This window comes from Stenotrophomonas sp. KH_052, from assembly GCF_057838755.1.
The window spans coordinates 1,560,645-1,578,918 of sequence record NZ_CM174475.1; the positions used below are offsets into that span (position 1 = coordinate 1,560,645).

The following is an 18,274-nucleotide window of genomic DNA, read 5'->3' on the forward strand; positions in this document are numbered from 1 at the left end:
CGACTCTACAAAGGCACCTTCCAATCGATTCGATCCCGTGCCGACCAACGGTCGGCACCCACCAACAGCAGCGGGAACCTGTCGAAGGCGGGGTGGGTCCGGTTGCGGGGGCGTGAGCCGCATGGGCCCGAGGCATGCCTCGGGCGGGTTGGGCAGGACGCCCAACCCCGGTCTTGCCGTGTGCGCAGGACAGCGCACACGAGCAAGCCGCGGCCAAGCCCCATGGACGTACTTGCGGCGTCCCTCGCAACCGGACCCACCGTGCCATCCCACGGAATGCAAGCTCTTGACGTTGACGTTGCCTCTGCAGGTGCAGGGCGCAGCCCTGCTGCTTACTCCAACCCCTGCAGCGGCACCTTCGCCAGCACCCGCGCCCAGGGGAACAACGGTCCCGGGTCGCGTTTGCGCGCCACCATCAGCGCCGGGTCATCGCTGGCCGGCACCTGCTCCAGGTCCAGCTGGTCGTGCCCGGCAATCCGCCGCAGCGACGGGTAGCGCGCTACCAGCGCCAGCAACAGCTGCTCAAGCGCCTGAAGCTGCGCCTCGGTGTAGGGCTCGTCCATCGCCTGCTGGCGGCTGTCGAACCAATACGGGTAGCGGCCGGTATTGACCAGCTCAATGCCCAGCGTGTGTGCGTTCATGCCACGCACGTGGTGGGCCACGCGTTCCGGTGCCACGTACTGCAGCACGCTGCCATCGCGGTCGATGTAGAAGTGGCCGCTGTTGCCAGCGCCGCTGTCATACAGCACGCGCTCGCCGTACTCGCGGGCCATCGCCAGATCGGGCAGCTCGGTGCAGTGGATCACCACCATCTCCAGCGTGGCCGGGTCGCGCAGCGGCAGGCGGTCTTGGTAGGGCAGGGGCTGCAGCTGCAGGCCGGGCAGGAGCGGGTTGGGCATTCGGCGATGCTAGCATTGCGGCATGAACCTGCCTTCCCTTTCCTCGTCGGCCTGCTCCCATGGAGCGCGCGCATGAGCCGCGGCCACTGCATCCTGTCCCACGGTTTCGAGAGCGGCCCGGAGGCGACCAAGGTCACCGCGCTGGCCGACGTGGCGCAGCGCCTGGGCTGGACCCATGAGCGCCCGGACTACACCGACCTCGATGCGATGAGCGAGGTCAGCAGGGTGGGCGATGTGCCGACCCGCCTGCGCCGCCTGGTCGAACGCACCGCCATCGCTGCCCAGCAGGGCCCGGTGGTGCTGGCCGGCTCCAGCCTGGGTGCCTACATCTCTGCCATCGCCTCGCTGCAGGTGCCGGTGGCCGGCCTGTTCCTGATGGTGCCGCCGACCACCATGGGCCCGATGCCGGCGCTGGACGCCGCGCCGGTGCCGACCACGGTGGTGCAGGCCTGGCATGACGAGGTGGTGCCGGCCGCAGGCGTGATTGCCTGGGCCCAGGCGCGTTCGGCCCAGCTGCTGCTGGTCGACGACGGCCACCGCCTGGAACGCCATGTGGAGGCCTCTGCGCAGGCCTTCGAGCGCCTGCTGCACCAGCTGTGAAGCCCGGGCGCACGGCGCGCCCGCCCGCATTGACTACAATGGCAGCCCCGCCGCCCCCGGCGCGGGCCTGCCGGCCGTGTCCACGGCCCTCCTTCTTGAATGGCCCGGCTCCCTGCCGTGCCTGACCACCTGTGAACCGATCCCGTGAAATTTTTTGTCTCCTGCGCCAAGGGCCTGGAATACCTGCTTGCCGATGAGCTGTCGGCCCTGGGCCTGGAAAAGGCCACTGCCACCATTGCCGGCGTCAACGCCGAGGGCGAACTGGAGCAGGCGCTGCGGATCGTGATGTGGTCGCGCCTGGCCAGCCGCGTGCTGTGGCCCATCGACGCGTTCGAGTGCCCGGACGAGCAGGCCCTGTACGACGGCGTGCGCGCCCTGCCGTGGCACGAGCACATCAAGCCGGAAATGACCCTGGCGGTGGATGCGCACGTGTCCGGCGACAAGATCACCCATGCGCGCTTCGCCGCGCAGCGGATCAAGGACGCCATTGTCGACCGCATGCGTGACGAAGGCCTGGAACGCCCCTCGGTCAACACCGATCTGCCCGACGTGCGCGTGAACCTGTCACTGCGCAAGGGCCGTGCCTCGCTGTCGATCGACCTCGGCGGCGGCTCGCTGCACCGCCGTGGCTGGCGAGGCGCCGCCCACGAGGCGCCGCTGAAGGAAAACCTCGCCGCCGCCCTGCTGCTGCGCGCGCAGTGGCCGCGTCTGCACGCCGCCGGTGGTGGCCTGCTGGACCCGATGTGCGGCAGTGGCACGCTGCTGATCGAAGGTGCGCTGATGGCCGCCGACGTCGCCCCCGGCCTGATGCGCCACGGCAGCCTGCCGCCGAGCCGCTGGCTGGGTTTCGACAAGGCCGCCTGGAAGGCGATCCAGAGCGAGGCACGTGACCGCGAAGCTGCTGGCCTGGCTGCGCTGAAGCCGGTCATCCACGGCAGCGACATCGACCCGACCGCAATCCAGGCCGCGCGCGAAAATGCTGAAGTGGCCGGCGTCGCCCATGCGATCCGTTTCACCCGCGCCGATGTGGCCGACCTGGCTGCGCCGGAGCAGGAAATCGGTGCGGTGGTCTGCAATCCGCCGTACGACGAGCGCCTGGCCGCCGATCCGGCGCTGTACCGTGCGCTGGGCAACGCGCTGCAGAAGGCGGTGCCGCAGTGGCGTGCGAGCCTGCTGTGCGGCAACGACGAGCTGGCCTTTGCCACTGGCCTGCGTGCGGGTAAGAAGTACCAGATGTTCAACGGTGCGCTGGAATGCGCGCTGATCATCTGCGACCCGATCGCCGTGCCCGGACGCGACCCGGCTCAGCCGCGTGAGCTGAGCGAAGGCGCGCAGATGGTGGCCAACCGCCTGCGCAAGAACCTGAAGAAGTTCAAGAGCTGGCGCGCCCGAGAGGACATCACCTGCTTCCGCGCCTATGACGCCGACCTGCCGGAATACGCGGCGGCCATTGATGTCTACGAGGAAGACGGTGGCCAGCGCCGTACCTTCCTGCACGTGCAGGAATATGCCGCGCCGGCCGCGATTCCGGAAAACGACGTGCGTCGTCGCCGCAACGAACTGTTGGCCGCTGCACGGGAAGTGTTCGGCGTGCCGCCGGAGCAGGTGTCGATGAAGTCGCGTGAGCGCGGCAAGGGCGGCAGCAAGTACGGCCGTTTCGAACAGCGTGATGAATTCATCGTGGTGCGTGAGAACAATGCGCTGCTGCAGGTGAACCTGTTCGACTACCTTGACACCGGCTTGTTCCTCGACCACCGCCCGCTGCGCCGGATGATGGCCGAGCAGGCGCTTGGCAAGCGCTTCCTCAACCTGTTCTGCTACACCGGCGTGGCCAGCGTGCAGGCCGCCGTGGCCGGTGCGGCCAGCACCACCAGCGTCGACTTGTCGGCGACTTACCTGCAGTGGTGCTACGACAACCTGGCGCTGAACGGGCAGGGCGGCAACCAGCACCTGCTGGTGCAGGCCGATGCGATGGCCTGGCTGGAAGGCGACCGCGGCCAGTACGACGTGATCTTCTGCGATCCGCCGACGTTCTCCAACTCCGCGCGTGCCGACGACTTCGACGTGCAGCGAGAGCAGCTGAAACTGCTGCGCGCAGCAGTAGCGCGGCTGGCACCGGGCGGCGTGCTGTATTTCTCCAACAACTTCCGCCGCTTCAAGCTGGAAGAGAACGCCATCGCCGAATTCGCCCAGTGCCGCGAGATCACCGCGCGCACCATCGGCCCGGATTTCGAGCGCAACGCGCGCATCCACCGTGCGTGGGAACTGAAGCGGTTGGGGTAAGCCGATGTTCGGGGTCGGATCCCCTGCGTGAAGCGCAGGGGATCCGACCCTGGTAGCGCCGGGCCATGCCCGGCGGCTTTCGTTACAGCACCGCTACCAGCAGCCCGATCACGGGCAGTGCCAGGGCCAGCGGTGCGATCCACTTCGGCCGGTACGGGTACAACCCGAACGACAACACCACGCCGCCCACGGTCATCACGCCCAGCCACAGCACCGGGCCCATCGCCCAGCCGTGGTCGACCACGCACAGTGCAAACGCTACCGTCAGTAGCGCCCAACCCAGCACCCGCCACTGCGTGCGACGTGCCGGCGCGGCCGCGGCCTTGCCATGCAGGTCATGCTGGTGTTTCTCCATCGCCAGCGACAACGCGGTGAACGCAGAGAACGACAGGGTCAACGCCAGCAACATCATGCGCTGGCCTCCGCTTCGGCGGTTTCCGCAGCGTCAACCGGGGTTTTGGGCGCCGCCGCGGCAGCCGCACGTTTCTTTTTCTCGGCCGCGCTCAACGGTGGCGTCCAGCGCTGCATGCGCCAACCGCACAATGCCAGCATCGCACCGAAGGCGATCATCGACAGGTCAAAGCCGGCCAGCACCCAGTCGCCGTTGCGCAGGGTGTTGCCCAGGTGCGCATGCGTGGTCAGTGCATTGACCACCGGCACCAGCGCGAACGCGGCTGCGCCCAGGTACAGCTGCCACGCCCACATCATCCGCTTCGGCCAGATGAAGGCGGCCAGCAGTGCCGCGCCCCAGGCGTAGAAGAACACGTTGGCCTCGGCGCTGGAGCGCTCGGCGATGTCCAGCGGCAGCAGGCGGTTGCCCCAGAAGTACGCTGCAAAGGCGACCGGCAGGCCGGCCACGGTGCCGATGTTCAACGCATCGACCAAGCGCAGGCCGAAACCGATGCGGCCGCTCTTGGCGTGCTTGGGGCGTTCCTTCACCGCCCACAGCACCACGCCGCTGGCCACCATCAGGCAGCCGACCAGGCCGGACAGGAAGAACAGTGCGCGCAGGCCCCAGTCGGCGAAGCGCGCCAGGTGCAGGCCGTACAGCACGCCGCGGGTGGCGGTGGCGCCACCGGAAGGCGGAGTTTCTTCCAGCAACGTGCCGTTGACCATGTCGTAGCGCACGGCCGGGGTGTCGGTGGACAGGCGCTTGCCGTCACGCTGGCGGATGTCGATCACTGCATTGGCCGCGCCCGGGTTGGAAACGGTGAAGCCGGCCACCTCCACGCCGTGCCAATGCGCTCGCGCGCTGTCCAGCAGCTGCGCGATCGGCAGCGGGGGGGCGCGGCCTTCGGCAGGTGTAGTCACCTCCGGCATGCCACCGAAGGCCTCGCTGTAGAAGGCATCCTCGTCCTGCGGGTAGGCCACCTTCACGCCCCACGGCAGGTACATGATCATCAGGGTGACGATGCCGGTGTAGGTGATCATCGCGTGGTAGGGCAGGGCCATCACCGCGCTGACGTTGTGGAAATCGAGCCAGGAACGCAGGCCTTTGTCCTTGCGGAAGGTGAAGAAGTCCTTGAAGATTTTCTTGTGGGTGATGACACCGGTGATGATCGCCACCAGCATGAACATCGCGCAGAAGCCGACCAGGTAGCGCGCCCACAGCACAGGAATGTAGTGCAGGTCAAAATGCAGGCGGTAGAAGAAATCACCGCCTCGGGTCTCGCGGGCCTTCAGTGCCTGGCCGGTGTTCGGGTCCAGTGTGGCATCGCCGAAGCCACCGCGACGGCCACGGCTGGGATCGGCCAGCTCCGGCGGCAGCCGCCAGAACATCTGCATGGCGGGATTGCGCGGCTGCGGCAACGTTACGAACCAGTTCTCGGCCTGCGCGGCATTGGCCTGCAGGTAATCCACGGCACGCTGCGCGGCGACGTCGATGCTGACGTTGCTGGAGGGCAGCTCAGGACGCATCCAGCGGCTGATTTCCTCGCGGTAGTAACTGGCCGTGCCGGCCATGAAGATCAGCAGCAGCAGCCAGCCGACCAGCAGGCCGGTCCAGGTGTGCAGCCAGGCCATCGACTGACGGAATCCGTTCTTCATGCCCAGGCCCCCAGCATGCGCGCGATGACTGCCATCAGCAGGGTGGGGGCGAGGATGCCGACCCACGCACGCAGCGCACTGCGCGTGGCGAACGCCCACAGCGCCGCGCAGGCGGCCACCAGAATGGCCAGCAGCATGCCGGTCAGCACGGTCTGGCCACGTGCGCCGGGCAGCGCCACCGCGCAGAACACGCTGGTCACAGAAGCCAGCGCGTAGCCGCCGAAGATCGCCGCCAGCGAGCGTGACAACACGCTCCAGCGCGGGTTGGAGAAGAAGGTGCGGGGGCTGGCGGTTGCGGGCGAGCGGTCCACGGCATTCCTGCAGGTTTCAGTGAAAAGGAACCGGCGCACCGCAGCGCGCCGGGGTTGGCCATCCGTGGCCGGGCACCGGTCGCAGAACCGGTGCCATCCATCGAGGGTCAGAGCTTCCAGCGCAGTGTCATCGTCACATTGCGCGGTTCGCCCCAGAACACGCCGTCATAGAAACCGACGCGGTTGTAATACTTCTTGTCCAGCAGGTTGTTCACGTTTACCTGCGCGGTGAAGTTCTCGTTGAAGCGATAGCCCGCCGACAGGTTGAGCAGGTAGATGTCGCCCTGTTCGATTGCCACGCGGTCGCGCTTGCCGCTGGTCAGGAAATCCGCACGCGGCTTGTTGCTCAGGCTCCAGATACCGCTCTGCCAGGTGGCGCCACCGCCCAGCCAGAAGCGGCCTTCAGCGCCGCCCGGTCGCCAGCTGGCGTTGAGGCGGAACAGATCGACCGGGACGACGGTGTTCTGGCGCACGCCCTGCGCATTGCGGCTGACGGTGTGGGTGAAGCCGGCCGCCAGGTTCCAGTTCTCACCAAGGCTGCCTTGTGCTTCGATCTCCCAGCCCTTGACCTTGTTGCCCTTGCCGGTGGATCGGTAGGCACTGACCCCACCCGGCAGCGAGTTTTCCGGCACCGAGTCATCGAGCTCGGCAACGTTGTCCTTCTGGCCCTTGAACACGGCCGCGGAAGCATTCAGCAGACCGTCGAAGAACTCGGCCTTGACGCCGGCCTCCCACATGTCACCGACCACCGGTTCGAGGTAGTTGTTGTCCCGGTCACGGTAGTTCTGCGGCTGGAAGATGTCGGTGTAGCTGACGTAGCCGCTGAAGTAACGGTTGAAGTCGTAGATGAAGCCGGCATACGGAGTGAGCGAGTCGTCCGGCTTGTAGCCGCTGCGACGCGTATCGGTCAGGCGACCGGCGGCGTCATGGGTGTAGTTCCAGGTGCGCGTTTCCCAGCTGCCGTAGCGCGCGCCGAGCACCGCGGTCAACGGATCGGCCAGCTGCAGGCGCGTCGCCAGATAGGCCGCGCGCTGGCGCAGTTCGTCTTCAGAAGCCAGATAGCCCAGGCGGGTGACCTGCAGCGGCGCGACGTCGCCGTTCCAGTGGTGCCAATCAGGTACACGGGTGTAGCTGTCCGGGTAGGCAGCGGTGTCGGTGGCAGGCACTTCACCCTTGCGCACCGATTGGCCGAAACCGAGCACCAGCTCGTGTTCCCGGCCGAACAGCCGGAACGGACCGCCAACGTTGAAGTCGAACACCTGCATATCGCCGTTCTCGCCGAAGCTGCCGACGAAGGCGCTGATGCCGCTGCCATCGGCATTCGGGTAGCCGGAAGCCCCGTACCACACCGCACCGTCGGTTTCGCGCTTGGAGCGGGTATAGGCGGCCTTCGCGGTCCAGCCGTTGCCCAACTGCTGCTCAAGGCGTGCGAATGCGCTCTTTTCGATGATCGGCCAACTGCTCCAGCGGGCGGACAGGTTGGTCGAGCGCGGCAGGTTGGCGGGCTGGCCATCGGACCCCCAGTACGGCACCACGCCCCAGGTCACGCCTGTGGTGCGCGGCGACTGGTATTCGTAGCCGGCCTCGAGCAGGGTCGTGTCGGTGATGTCGGCCTGGACGATGCCGTAGAACACGTCCTTGTCCAGTTTGTAGACATCGCGGAACGAGTCACTCTGTTGTTTGGCCGCCACCACGCGCGCGCGGATGCGGCCGTCGAGCGCAACCGGGCCACCGAGGTCGGCCTCCAGGCGCTGGTTGCCCCAACGCCCGAGGGTCAGGTTGGCGCTCATCTGGAAGCTGTCGGTAGGACGCTTGCGCACGAAGTTGATGGTGCCCGAGGGATCGCCGGCACCGGTGGTCAGGCCGGTTGCGCCGCGCACCACTTCGATGCGGTCATAGATCACGCTGTCGGTGTTGGTCTTGATGTATCCACCGAAGGTGTTGAGCATCCCATCGACCTGGAAATTGGTGATGTTGTAGCCGCGCGAGACGTAGTTGATGCGCTCGCTGTCGGTAACCGATACCGCCACGCCGGTGACCTGGCCCATCACATCGGACAGCGAGAACAGGCCCATGTCGTCCAGGCGCTGGCGGGTGACCACGGTCATCGACTGCGGCGTCTGGCGCAGCGACAGGCCGAGCTTGGTGGCCGTGCTGGCACGCTTGACCGTATAGCTGTCGACGATATCGCCGTCAGCGGTGACCTGGACCGTATCCAGCGTGCGCGCGGAAGGATCGGCAGTGCCGTCGGCGTGGGCCAGCGGGGCGATCATCAGTGCGGTCACGGCCAGGGCCAGCAGAGTGGGACGAGGGTGGTTCAGCGGCATTGCCATCGGTGCGATTCCATGCAGGACGAAACAAGCGATGGAATGCGCAGACGCAGCAGCCGTGCGCTCCGCGCACGTCGCCCAGCGAGTCCCATCGACGGTGCGCCACCCGTGTAGTGCGGGCGACCCGGTAGTCGGGGGATGTACACGGGCGAAGGGGCGGGTGGGTGCGTGCTTCCGTGCCCCGCTTGGCTAAGCGTACAACCGATCGGCAAATGATAGGCATTCGCATTTCGTTAATCAAGCGTGACGAATTACGCCCCTTGCGCAGGGCGTGGATCGACTGCCGGATGGGGTCCTAGAACCTGAACACCACCGTCGCGGCGTGCAGCAGCAGGCCGATCAGGCCGCCCACCAGGGTGCCGTTGAAGCGGATGAACTGCAGGTCGCGGCCCACGCTCAGTTCCAGCTGTTCGACCAGATGCCGTTCGTCCCAGCTCTTCACGGTCTGCGCGATATGCGTGGTCACGCCTTCGCGCAGGCGGCCGGTGAGGCGCTGGGCGCCCTCCAGAAGATGCTGGTTCAGCGCGTCGCGCAGGGCCGGGTCGGCCTGCAGGCTGCTGCCCAGTGACGCGAGGCTGCGCTGCAGGTGCCCGACCAGCGCCGAATCCTCACGCTGTAGGTCGGCACGCAGGCTGGCATGGATGCGCGCCCACAGCCCCTGCACGTACTCCTGCAGGGCGGGGTGGTCGATCATTTCCTGCTTGAGCTGTTCGATGCGCTCGGCCAGGACCGGGTCCTCGCGCAGGCGCTGCACGTAGTTCTGCAGCCAGCTCTCGTAGTCCTGGCGCAGCGGATGCTGCGGCTCGGCCAGCACCTGCTGCAGTTCTTCCAGCACCGCCCGCGCCAGTCGCTCGGCCAGGCTGTCGCCGATCTCGTCGATCGGCTTGACCCAGTTCACCGTGCTCGACAGCGTCGGCCACTCGCGCTGGATGTAACGCACGATCAGCTGCGAGGCGCGCTCCTTCACTTCCGGCTGCTCCAGCCAGCGTCCCAAGCGCTGCAGGCCCTCGTCCAGCACGCGCTGGTGGCGCCCATCGGCGGTCAGCAGGGCCAGCAGCTCACCGGCGGTGGCGGCGGCATTCCACTGCCGCAGCTGCTGCACCACGAAGGCGTGCAGCTGCCGACGCACCGCGGTTTCGTCGAAGAAGTCCAGTGCCTGCAGGGCCCAGCCGCGGGCCATGTCGGCCAGCATCCGCGAACGTGCAGGGTCGGCCAGCCAACTGCCGAGACGGCTGGCCGGGTCGAATACCTGCAGCTTTGCCAAGAGGACCTGTGGTTCAAGGAACTGGTCGCGCACGAACAGGGCCAGGCTGTCGCCGATGCGTTCCTTGCTGCGTGGGATGATTGCCGTATGCGGGATCGGCAGGCCCATCGGCCGCCGGAACAGCGCGACGACCGCGAACCAGTCGGCCAGTGCGCCTACGGCCGCTGCTTCGCAGAAGGCCGAGACCCAGGCCCAGATGCCGCGCTCGCCCTGCCAGTGGCTGACCGCGAAACCGGCCAGCATCAACAGCAGCAGTCCCAGCGCGAGGGCTTTCAGGCGCCGCAGCTGTGCGCGGCGCGGATCGTGGGCAGGCGTCATGCCGGAAGTCTAACCGGCACGGCATGAGCATCTGGTAGTGCCGGCCGCTGGCCGGCATGCGCAACGCACCCGGAACGTTCATGGGGTTGCCGGCCAGCGGCCGGCACTACCCGTTGGTTCAGAGCGCTTCGAGCTGCTTGCGCAACGCAGCCAGCTGCGCGCGCAGGGTGTCGTTCTCGCGGGTCAGCGCGACCACGCGGCGGCGCAGCGCCGGGGCATCCTCGCCCAGCTGCTCCAGTGCCGACAGCACCTCGGCGTCGCGGCTGGCGATCTGCTCTTCGTCCGCTTCCTCGAAGTCCATCTCGGCTGCTTCCGGCTTCGGTGCACGCGGCTTGCGCTTGGACTCGCGCACGCGCTTGGCGGCCTGCTTCAGCTCATCCTTGCCACCGGCGGCAGCGGCGCGCTGCTCGTCTTCCGGCAGGTCGGCCACGGCAGCAGCAGCGCTGATCGAGATCACGCCGGCCTTCACCGCTTCCACCACCTCGGCCGCGGCCTGGGCGTGGATGCGTTCGATCATGCCGACCTGGCTGGTGCTCAGCTTGGCCTCGCGGGCCAGCTCGGCGCGGCTGATCTTCGGTGCCGGTTCCCACGGCGGGCTGTCCTCACCCGCGTCCTCGATGGCTTCGGCGGTGCCGTCGCTCTCGCGCTGCAGCTGCGCCTGCTCGATCTGCTTGCGGGCGGCCAGGATGTCGCGCTTGCGCAGCGCCAGCACGCCGCGCTGGAAGTCGGACACGCTGCGGCGGCCCAGGTGCTGCTCGATCATCCACAGGTGCACGTCTTCCATGCTCTGGAAGCGGGTGTTCTGCACGGTATTGAAGGGCAGGCCATGCTTCTGGCAGATGCCGAAACGGTTGTGGCCATCGACCAGCACATCACCCCACAGCACCAGCGCATCGCGGCAGCCTTCGGCCAGGATGCTGCGCTCCAGCGCGTCATGTTCGTCCGCGGTCAGCGGGTCGATGTAGGCCTTGAGTTCTTCTTTGACGACGATATCCATGGGCACGGCAGCGAGCAGGAGCGGAACCGCCCATTGTACCCGCTCGCCACCGCCGGCCCGGGCTCAGGCGGTGGCCCGGATCATCTCGCCCAGGGTGCCGGTGATCTGGTCGATCTGTGCCTTGTCCACGATCAGAGGTGGCGACAGCGCGATGATGTCGCCGGTACAGCGCACCAGCAGCCGGCCGTCCTGGAAGCAGCGCCGGAACACCTCGTAGCCACGGCTGCCGGGGGCATCGCGGCGCGGCGCCAGCTCGACCGCGCCGACCAGCCCGAAGTTGCGGATGTCGATCACGTTGGGCAGGCCCTGCAGCGCGTGCAGCCGTTCCTGCCAATATTCGCCCAGTTCGATGGCACGCTCGAACAGGCGCTCCTCGGCATAGACCTCCAGCGTGGCCAGCGCTGCGGCGCAGGCCAGTGGATGGCCGGAGTGGGTGTAGCCATGGAACAGCTCGATGGCCTGCGGCGGCGCCTGCATCAGGGCCGCATGCACGGCATCGCTGGCCAGCACGCCGCCCAGTGGCACCGCGCCATTGCTGACCGCCTTGGCGAAGGTCAGCAGGTCCGGGGTGACCCCGAAGCGCTGTGCGGCGAACGGCATGCCGACCCGGCCGAAACCGGTGATGACCTCGTCGAACACCAGCAGGATGCCGTGGTGGTCGCACAGCTCGCGCAGCCGCTGCAGGTAGCCCGGCGCGGGCAGGATCACCCCGGCCGAACCGGCAATGGGCTCGACGAATACGGCGGCGATGGTCGAGGCGTCATGCAGCGCAATCAGCCGCTCCAGGTCGTCGGCCAGCTCTGCACCCTGGCGCGGCAGGCCCTTGCTGAATGCATTGCGCTGCAGGTCCAGGGTGTGCCGCAGGTAGTCCACGCGACCCAGCTGCAGGCCGAACGCTTTGCGGTTGTTGGGCAGCCCGCCCAGCGCCATACCGCCGAAACCGACCCCGTGATAGGCCTTCTCGCGGCTGATGAAACGGGTGCGCTGGCCCTCGCCGCGCTGGCGGTGGTAGGCCAGCACGATCTTCATCGCGGTATCCACCGCCTCGGAGCCGGAACTGGTGAAGAACACATGGTTGAGCGGAGGCGGCGCCAATGCCGCCAGCCGCTGTGCCAGCGCAAAGGCCGGTGGCGACCCCATCTGGAAGGCGGGCGAGTAATCCAGGGTGCGCGCCTGCTCGACGATGGCGTTGACGATGTGCGGCCGCGCGTGGCCGGCATTGCAGCACCACAGGCCGGCGGTGCCATCGAGGATCTGGCGGCCGTCGACGTCCTCGTAGTGCATGCCATCGGCCCGTACCAGCATGCGCGGTGCGGCCTTGTACTGGCGGTTGGCGGTGAACGGCATCCAGTACGCGTCCAGTGACTCGGGGCGCTGGGTGGCCAGGTCGTGCAGGTCGCTTTCGGGACGCTTCATGCCAGCTCCATCGGGTCCGATGCGATGAATGTAGCGCAGCCGCGTCACGGCGAGGTCGCGGCGGCTGTCCGCCGGGCCATGCCCGGCGGGCACATTGGATCGCTGATCACGGTCGGGTCGCGACCACATCGGTATAACCAAGACTTGTTGACCGCTGGAGCTTCCCATGGCCGATTTCCCCGACCGCAGCCATTGGCAGACGCTGGCCCTCCAGCTGTCGATGCCGGGCCAGGCCTTCATCGACGGCCGCTATGTCGATGCCGCCAGCGGCGCCCGCTTCGACTGCATCAGCCCGATCGACGGTCGCGTGCTGGGCGCGGTTGCCGACTGCGACGCGCAGGATGTGGAGCGCGCGGTACTGGCCGCGCGGCGCAGCTTCGAGGCGGGCCACTGGTCGCAGGCGAGCCCGGCGCATCGCAAGCGCGTGCTGCTGGCGCTGGCGGCATTGGTGGAGGCGCACGCTGATGAACTGGCCCTGCTGGAAACCCTGGACATGGGCAAGCCGGTGCGTGACGCCCGCCGTATCGACCTGCCCGGCGTGGTGCGCTGCCTGACCTGGACCGCCGAAGCGGTGGACAAGCTGTATGGCGAGATCGCGCCGACTGGCCCGCACGAGCTGGGCCTGGTCACGCGCGAGGCTGCCGGCGTGGTGGCCGCCATCGTGCCGTGGAATTTCCCGTTGCTGATGGCCTGTTGGAAGATCGCGCCGGCGCTGGCGATGGGCAACTCGGTGGTGCTCAAGCCTTCGGAGCGGTCGCCGCTGAGTGCGCTGCGGCTGGCGGCGCTGGCCGCCGAGGCGGGCCTGCCGGAGGGCGTGCTGAACGTGCTGCCGGGCCATGGCGCGCGCGTCGGCGAACCGCTGGCCCTGCACATGGATGTGGATGTGTTGGCGTTCACCGGTTCCACTGCCACCGGCGCGAAGCTGCTGGAGTATTCCGGGCGATCCAACCTCAAGCGGGTCTGGCTGGAATGCGGTGGCAAGAGCCCGCACGTGGTGTTCACCGACGCTCCCGATCTGGACGCGGCGGCCAAGGCCGTGGCGCAGGGCATCTTCTTCAACCAGGGCGAAGTCTGTACCGCCGGGTCGCGCTTGCTGGTGCAGCGCTCGATCCGTGAGGATTTCGTGCACCAGGTGGTTGCTTATGGCCACCACATGCAGCCGCAGCATCCGCTGGACGCCGACGCGCCGATGGGCGCGCTGGTGGACGCCGCGCATCTGGACAAGGTGATGCGGGATATCGCACGCGCCGAAGCTGAAGGTGCCCGCCTGCTGTTGGGCGGGCATCGTGCCGAGGTGGAGGCGGGTGGCAGCTATGTGCAGCCCACGGTGTTCGACCAGGTGCGCCCGGAGCAGGCCTTGGCACGCGAGGAAGTGTTCGGGCCGGTGCTGGCGGTGCTCGGTTTCGACGACGAGGCCGAAGCCGTGCGCGTGGCCAACGACAGCCGCTACGGACTGGCCGCCGGTCTCTGGACACGCGATCTGGGCCGCGCGCATCGGGTTGCGCGCCAGCTGCGCGCCGGCAGCGTCTGGGTGAACGGCTGGGATGGCGGCGACATGACCGCACCGTTTGGTGGTTACAAGCAGTCCGGCAACGGCCGCGACAAATCGCTGCACGCCTTCGACAAGTACAGCGAGATCAAGGCCACCTGGATCCAGCTGTAACGACGCGGCTGCTTGACCGCTGTTCGCTCTTTGTAGAGTCGAGCCTTGCTCGACTACTTTTCGTTCTTCGGTAGAGCCGAGCCATGCTCGGCTGCTTCTCGCGAAGAGCAGTCGAGCCTTGCTCGACTCTACAGAAGGAAGACAGCTGTCGAGCTACCGGCAGCGGGCGCTCACCTGCAGCACTGCCGCACGCAGCATGTCGCGGTCGGCTTCTTCGACGGCATTCTGGAAGTAATCCATGTCCTGCCGGCCCAGCTCACACGGGTCGACGATGTATCCCGGTGGCCACAAACCCAGCAGTTGCGCTACGCCATGCACGATCTGCTCGGGGGTCATCTGCCGACGGATCCGGAAGTAATTGCGGCGCGGCGCGAATGCCGGGTGTATCTCGCGGCGACCAATAAGGCGCGGAGCGACACCCGCAGCGCTGATGCCGTCGCCACCGTCGATGCTGCCCGCCGGGAGGCCCAGGATCAGCGGCGCCGCAACGGCCGTTTCCTCTGCGGCTGGTAGGGTGGAATCTGTCTGGGCAGCCGGGGCAGGACGTGGCATCGCCGAAGCGGCCGGACGCGTCACCTGTGCGGAGCGCAGGGTAGGCTGTTGAGGCGCCAGCGTCGGCGGTTCCGGCGGCAGCCAGCGCAGCGAGATCCTTGCGTCGTCGTTACTGCGCAGCATGATCCTGCCGCTGCCCAGCAGCCACACTGCCATCAACCCATGCACCAGCAGCACCATCAGCCATGCCGCCATGCGCGGCAGCTTCGGCGAATCGGACCACGACAGCGCGACTGCAGTCATCGGCAAAGCATCCATGCAGGGACCGGTGGCGCAGCCTAGCGGGTGGCCCGAAAAATTCCGTTGGCATCGGTGTCGGCTGAAACCATCGCCCCGTGCGGCCACCGACCCGTGGCAGAATCGGGCGATCCGCCGTTACCCGTGTTGCCGATGTCGACGATCACCGCTGCCGCGCCGTCCGTGAATTCCCCCAGTCGAGTCCTGCTGGCCAGCCTGATCGGCACCACCATCGAGTTCTTCGATTTCTACATCTACGCCACGGCCGCGGTGCTGGTGTTCCCGCACCTGTTCTTCCCGGACAGCAGCGAACAGGCGGCGCTGCTGCAGTCACTGGCAACGTTCGCGGTCGCGTTCATCGCGCGTCCGGTGGGCTCGGCAGTGTTCGGCCACTTCGGTGACCGTATCGGCCGCAAGGCCACGCTGGTGGCCGCGCTGCTGACCATGGGCCTGTCCACGGTGCTGATCGGTTTGCTGCCGACTCACGCGCAGATTGGCTTGTGGGCCCCCGCGTTGCTGGCGCTGTGCCGCTTTGGCCAGGGCCTGGGGCTGGGCGGCGAGTGGGGTGGGGCAGTGCTGCTGGCCACCGAGAACGCACCGCCGGGCAAACGTGCCTGGTACGGCATGTTCCCGCAGCTGGGTGCGCCGCTCGGCTTCCTACTGTCGGCCGGCATTTTCCTGGTGCTCGGCCGCTGCCTGAGCCAGGATGACTTCCTGCAGTGGGGCTGGCGTATCCCGTTCGTGGCCAGCGCACTGCTGGTCGGCCTTGGCCTGTGGGTGCGCCTGAACATCCACGAGACGCCCGATTTCAAGAAAGCGCTGGAGCGCAAGGCGCCGGTGCGGCTGCCGATGTGGATCGTCCTGCGTGACCATCCGGTGCCGATGCTGCTGGGCACGCTGGGTGCGTTCGCCACCTTCGTGCTGTTCTACCTGATGACGGTGTTCAGTCTCGGTCATGGCACCGCGGTGCTGGGCTACAGCCGCGAGCAGTTCCTGCTGATGCAGATGGCCGGCATGCTGTTCTTCGCGCTGGGTATCCCGCTGTCGGCGCGCTATGGCGACCGTTGGGGCACGCGACGCACGATGATCGTCGCCAGCGTACTGATCGTCGGTTTCGGTGTGCTGTTCGCGCCGCTGTTCCAGCCGCACAGCCCGTGGCTGGTCACTGGCTTCCTGTGCCTGGGCCTGTTCCTGATGGGCCTGACCTACGGCCCCTGCGGTACCTTCCTGGCCGAGATCTACCCGGTGGAGGTGCGCTATACCGGCGCGTCGCTGTCATTCAACCTGGCCGGCATCCTTGGCGCGGCACCGGCGCCGTACCTAGCCACCTGGCTGGCCGAACGCTTCGGCCTGGTCGCGGTGGGTTACTACCTGTGCCTGACTGCGGTGGCGACCCTGTGCGCGCTGGTGGCACTGCACCGGCGCGCCCTGAGGCTCAACCAAAGAAGCGCTTGAGCGTACGCCCCAGCCAACCGCCCCCTTGGTGCTCGCGGGCGAACTGGTTCAGGTGCGCCTTGACCTGTTCGGCATAGGCCTGGTCATCACCGCGTATGTGATTGAACAGCCAGCGTGAGAGCATGGTGCGCAGTTCGTCGCTGATGTCCTCGCCGGCCTGGAAGCGCATGCGGTATTCCGATACCCGCTTGATGAAGACCTCATGCACGCGCTTGTGCGCGGCACAGAACGGGTAGCCCGCTTCTTCCATCAACTCTTCTTCAAATGCGAAGTGCGACATGGTGTAGTCCACGACCTCGTCGATCACTTCACCCACCGCCGCACGCTGCATGCTGGCCTGGGCCACGTGCAGGTGGTTGAGCATTTCGATGATGCGGCGGTGTTGTTGGTCGATCACATCGATGCCGATGTTCAGATCGTCCTGCCAGACCAGTAGTGCCATCCCCGGCTCCCCTTCATGCGTATGTCGGGGCCGACTGTAGAGCCGCCGCGCGGGTGCGGCGTTGATCAGGATCAAAGCGGGCCGGTCAGGGTAGCGCAGGCTCGCGCGGGCGCAGCGGGCTGGCCACCGTGGTGCAGCTGACCCGGTTGCGGCCACCGGCCTTGGCTAGGTACAGCTGGCGATCGGCCTCGGAGATCAGCCGATGCAGTGCATCACGCTGCGGGCGCAGGCAGCACAGGCCGATGCTGACGGTCATGCGAAGCGTCGCGGTGCCGATGTCCACTTCCAGTGCGGCGATGCGCTGTCGCAGTTCCTCGAAGTACTGCAGTGCCTCGTCCTGTTCCATGTCCGGCACCAGCAGGCAGAACTCCTCGCCACCGAAGCGTGCGATCAGGTCCTGGCTGCGTGCATGCGCGGCCACCGCACCGGCCACCGCACGCAGCGCATCGTCGCCGGCTTCGTGGCCATGGGTATCGTTGATGTGCTTGAAGTGGTCGATGTCGATCATCGCCACCGCCACGCACTGGCCATGCAGCTGCAGCTGCGGCAGCTGGCGCTGGCTCTGTTCCAGGAAGCAGCGGCGGTTGGGCAGACCGGTAAGGAAGTCTCGGGTGGCCAGATCCTGCAGGGTGCCGATCAGTTCCAGCTGGTCCACGTTCTGCGAGACCCGGCAGAAGAATTCCTCGCGCGAGAATGGCTTGCGCAGGAAGTCGTTGGCACCGTTCTTCAGGAAGCGCGGGATCAGCGATGCGTCGGTGTTGCCGGAGATGCCGATCACCGCCACCTTGTCGCGCGAGCGCAGGGTACGCAGGCGGCGGGTGAATTCCACGCCCTGCATGCCCGGCATTTCCTGGTCGACCACCGCCAGGCGGATTGCCGGATGCGCCTCGATCGCGGCCAGGCCCTCGTTGCCATCGGCCGCTTCGTGCACCTCATGGCCATACATGCGCAGCAGGGCGGCGGCATAGCCGCGCGCGGACGGCGAATCGTCCACCACCAGCGCCGCGATGCGACGGTTGCGTTCCAGCCGCTGTACCAGCCACACCAGGTAGTCGATGCTGCCGGGGGTGTTCTTCAGTACGTAGTCGATGATCTGCTGCTGCAGCACGCGCTTGCGCAGGTCCTCGTCGTACACGCCGCTGACCACCACGGTCGGCAGGTCGCGCTTGAGGAAGAACTCGACCACCGCATCGCGGTCGCCGTCGGCCAGCACCAACCCGGTCAGTACCAGGAACCAGCCCCCATCTTCGCTTAGCAGGCGATCGGCCTCGGCCAGGGTGGAGGCGATCACCACCGGCAGTTCCAGGCGCTGCTCGATGGCCTCGCGCAGCATGCCGGTGAAGGCACGGGAGTTTTCGACCAGCAGGATCCGCTGCGGCAGCGGATCGGCCAGGTCGCCATCGACGGCGGCCTGCGGCAGGACGGGCATGATGCGGTGGCTCACAAGGGAGGGCTCGGCAC

Annotated in this window: 15 protein-coding genes; 4 read left to right on the forward strand and 11 right to left on the reverse strand. The window is 67.3% G+C overall.

Annotated features, from left to right (window positions below; all coding sequences use genetic code 11):
- Window positions 1-332: 332 nt before the first annotated feature.
- A complete protein-coding gene (locus AC3ITW_RS07140) occupies window positions 333-899 on the reverse strand; it encodes an N-acetylmuramoyl-L-alanine amidase (protein WP_004151497.1) in 567 nt (188 codons plus the stop codon).
- A 72-nt stretch (window positions 900-971) separates the two neighbouring features.
- Between AC3ITW_RS07140 and AC3ITW_RS07145 the strand changes: the two genes are divergently transcribed.
- Complete coding sequence (locus tag AC3ITW_RS07145) at window positions 972-1,499, forward strand: alpha/beta hydrolase (protein WP_012510556.1); 528 nt, start codon at window positions 972-974, stop codon at window positions 1,497-1,499.
- 144 nt (window positions 1,500-1,643) lie between these two features.
- Entirely contained in the window at window positions 1,644-3,782 is a 2,139-nt protein-coding gene (rlmKL, locus tag AC3ITW_RS07150) for a bifunctional 23S rRNA (guanine(2069)-N(7))-methyltransferase RlmK/23S rRNA (guanine(2445)-N(2))-methyltransferase RlmL (RefSeq protein ID WP_012510557.1), read from the forward strand.
- Window positions 3,783-3,864: 82 nt separating this feature from the next.
- Here rlmKL and AC3ITW_RS07155 read toward each other — a convergent pair whose 3' ends face one another.
- The 7 genes from AC3ITW_RS07155 to aptA all read right to left on the reverse strand — a co-directional run bounded on the left by AC3ITW_RS07155 (window position 3,865) and on the right by aptA (window position 12,464).
- Window positions 3,865-4,194, reverse strand: coding sequence for a DUF3325 domain-containing protein (locus AC3ITW_RS07155; protein WP_489390177.1), 330 nt, complete (start codon window positions 4,192-4,194; stop codon window positions 3,865-3,867).
- Window positions 4,191-5,828, reverse strand: a complete 1,638-nt coding sequence (locus tag AC3ITW_RS07160; RefSeq protein ID WP_100434356.1) for a PepSY-associated TM helix domain-containing protein — start codon at window positions 5,826-5,828, stop codon at window positions 4,191-4,193. Before AC3ITW_RS07160 ends, AC3ITW_RS07155 begins: the two co-directional genes overlap by 4 nt.
- On the reverse strand, window positions 5,825-6,139 hold the full coding sequence (locus AC3ITW_RS07165) for a DUF3649 domain-containing protein (RefSeq protein ID WP_004151582.1): 315 nt from the start codon (window positions 6,137-6,139) through the stop codon (window positions 5,825-5,827). The genes AC3ITW_RS07160 and AC3ITW_RS07165 overlap by 4 nt, the downstream gene beginning before the upstream one ends.
- Before the next feature lie 107 nt (window positions 6,140-6,246).
- Window positions 6,247-8,472, reverse strand: coding sequence for a TonB-dependent siderophore receptor (locus AC3ITW_RS07170; RefSeq protein WP_489390178.1), 2,226 nt, complete (start codon window positions 8,470-8,472; stop codon window positions 6,247-6,249).
- A 292-nt stretch (window positions 8,473-8,764) separates the two neighbouring features.
- On the reverse strand, window positions 8,765-10,051 hold the full coding sequence (locus tag AC3ITW_RS07175; protein ID WP_489390179.1) for a DUF445 domain-containing protein: 1,287 nt from the start codon (window positions 10,049-10,051) through the stop codon (window positions 8,765-8,767).
- A 118-nt stretch (window positions 10,052-10,169) separates the two neighbouring features.
- Window positions 10,170-11,048, reverse strand: a complete 879-nt coding sequence (locus AC3ITW_RS07180; protein WP_032127886.1) for a plasmid replication/partition related protein — start codon at window positions 11,046-11,048, stop codon at window positions 10,170-10,172.
- 63 nt (window positions 11,049-11,111) lie between these two features.
- The gene (gene aptA, locus AC3ITW_RS07185; protein WP_489390180.1) at window positions 11,112-12,464 is read right to left on the reverse strand and encodes an omega-aminotransferase AptA; all 1,353 of its coding nucleotides are present in this window, start codon (window positions 12,462-12,464) and stop codon (window positions 11,112-11,114) included.
- Between the two features lie 166 nt (window positions 12,465-12,630).
- On the opposite strand from aptA, the gene AC3ITW_RS07190 reads away from it, so the two are divergent.
- Entirely contained in the window at window positions 12,631-14,127 is a 1,497-nt protein-coding gene (locus AC3ITW_RS07190; protein ID WP_489390181.1) for an aldehyde dehydrogenase, read from the forward strand.
- A gap of 153 nt (window positions 14,128-14,280) precedes the next feature.
- Here the strand turns inward: AC3ITW_RS07190 and AC3ITW_RS07195 are convergent, their stop codons facing one another.
- On the reverse strand, window positions 14,281-14,922 hold the full coding sequence (locus tag AC3ITW_RS07195) for a membrane protein (RefSeq protein WP_032969408.1): 642 nt from the start codon (window positions 14,920-14,922) through the stop codon (window positions 14,281-14,283).
- 147 nt (window positions 14,923-15,069) lie between these two features.
- On the opposite strand from AC3ITW_RS07195, the gene AC3ITW_RS07200 reads away from it, so the two are divergent.
- A complete protein-coding gene (locus AC3ITW_RS07200) occupies window positions 15,070-16,371 on the forward strand; it encodes an MFS transporter (RefSeq protein WP_004151682.1) in 1,302 nt (433 codons plus the stop codon).
- Here AC3ITW_RS07200 and AC3ITW_RS07205 read toward each other — a convergent pair.
- Complete coding sequence (locus AC3ITW_RS07205) at window positions 16,352-16,813, reverse strand: bacteriohemerythrin (protein WP_004151683.1); 462 nt, start codon at window positions 16,811-16,813, stop codon at window positions 16,352-16,354. The two genes, AC3ITW_RS07200 and AC3ITW_RS07205, sit on opposite strands and share 20 nt — an antisense overlap.
- Before the next feature lie 85 nt (window positions 16,814-16,898).
- Entirely contained in the window at window positions 16,899-18,242 is a 1,344-nt protein-coding gene (locus AC3ITW_RS07210; RefSeq protein ID WP_032969409.1) for a diguanylate cyclase, read from the reverse strand.
- Between the last annotated feature and the right edge of the window lie 32 nt (window positions 18,243-18,274).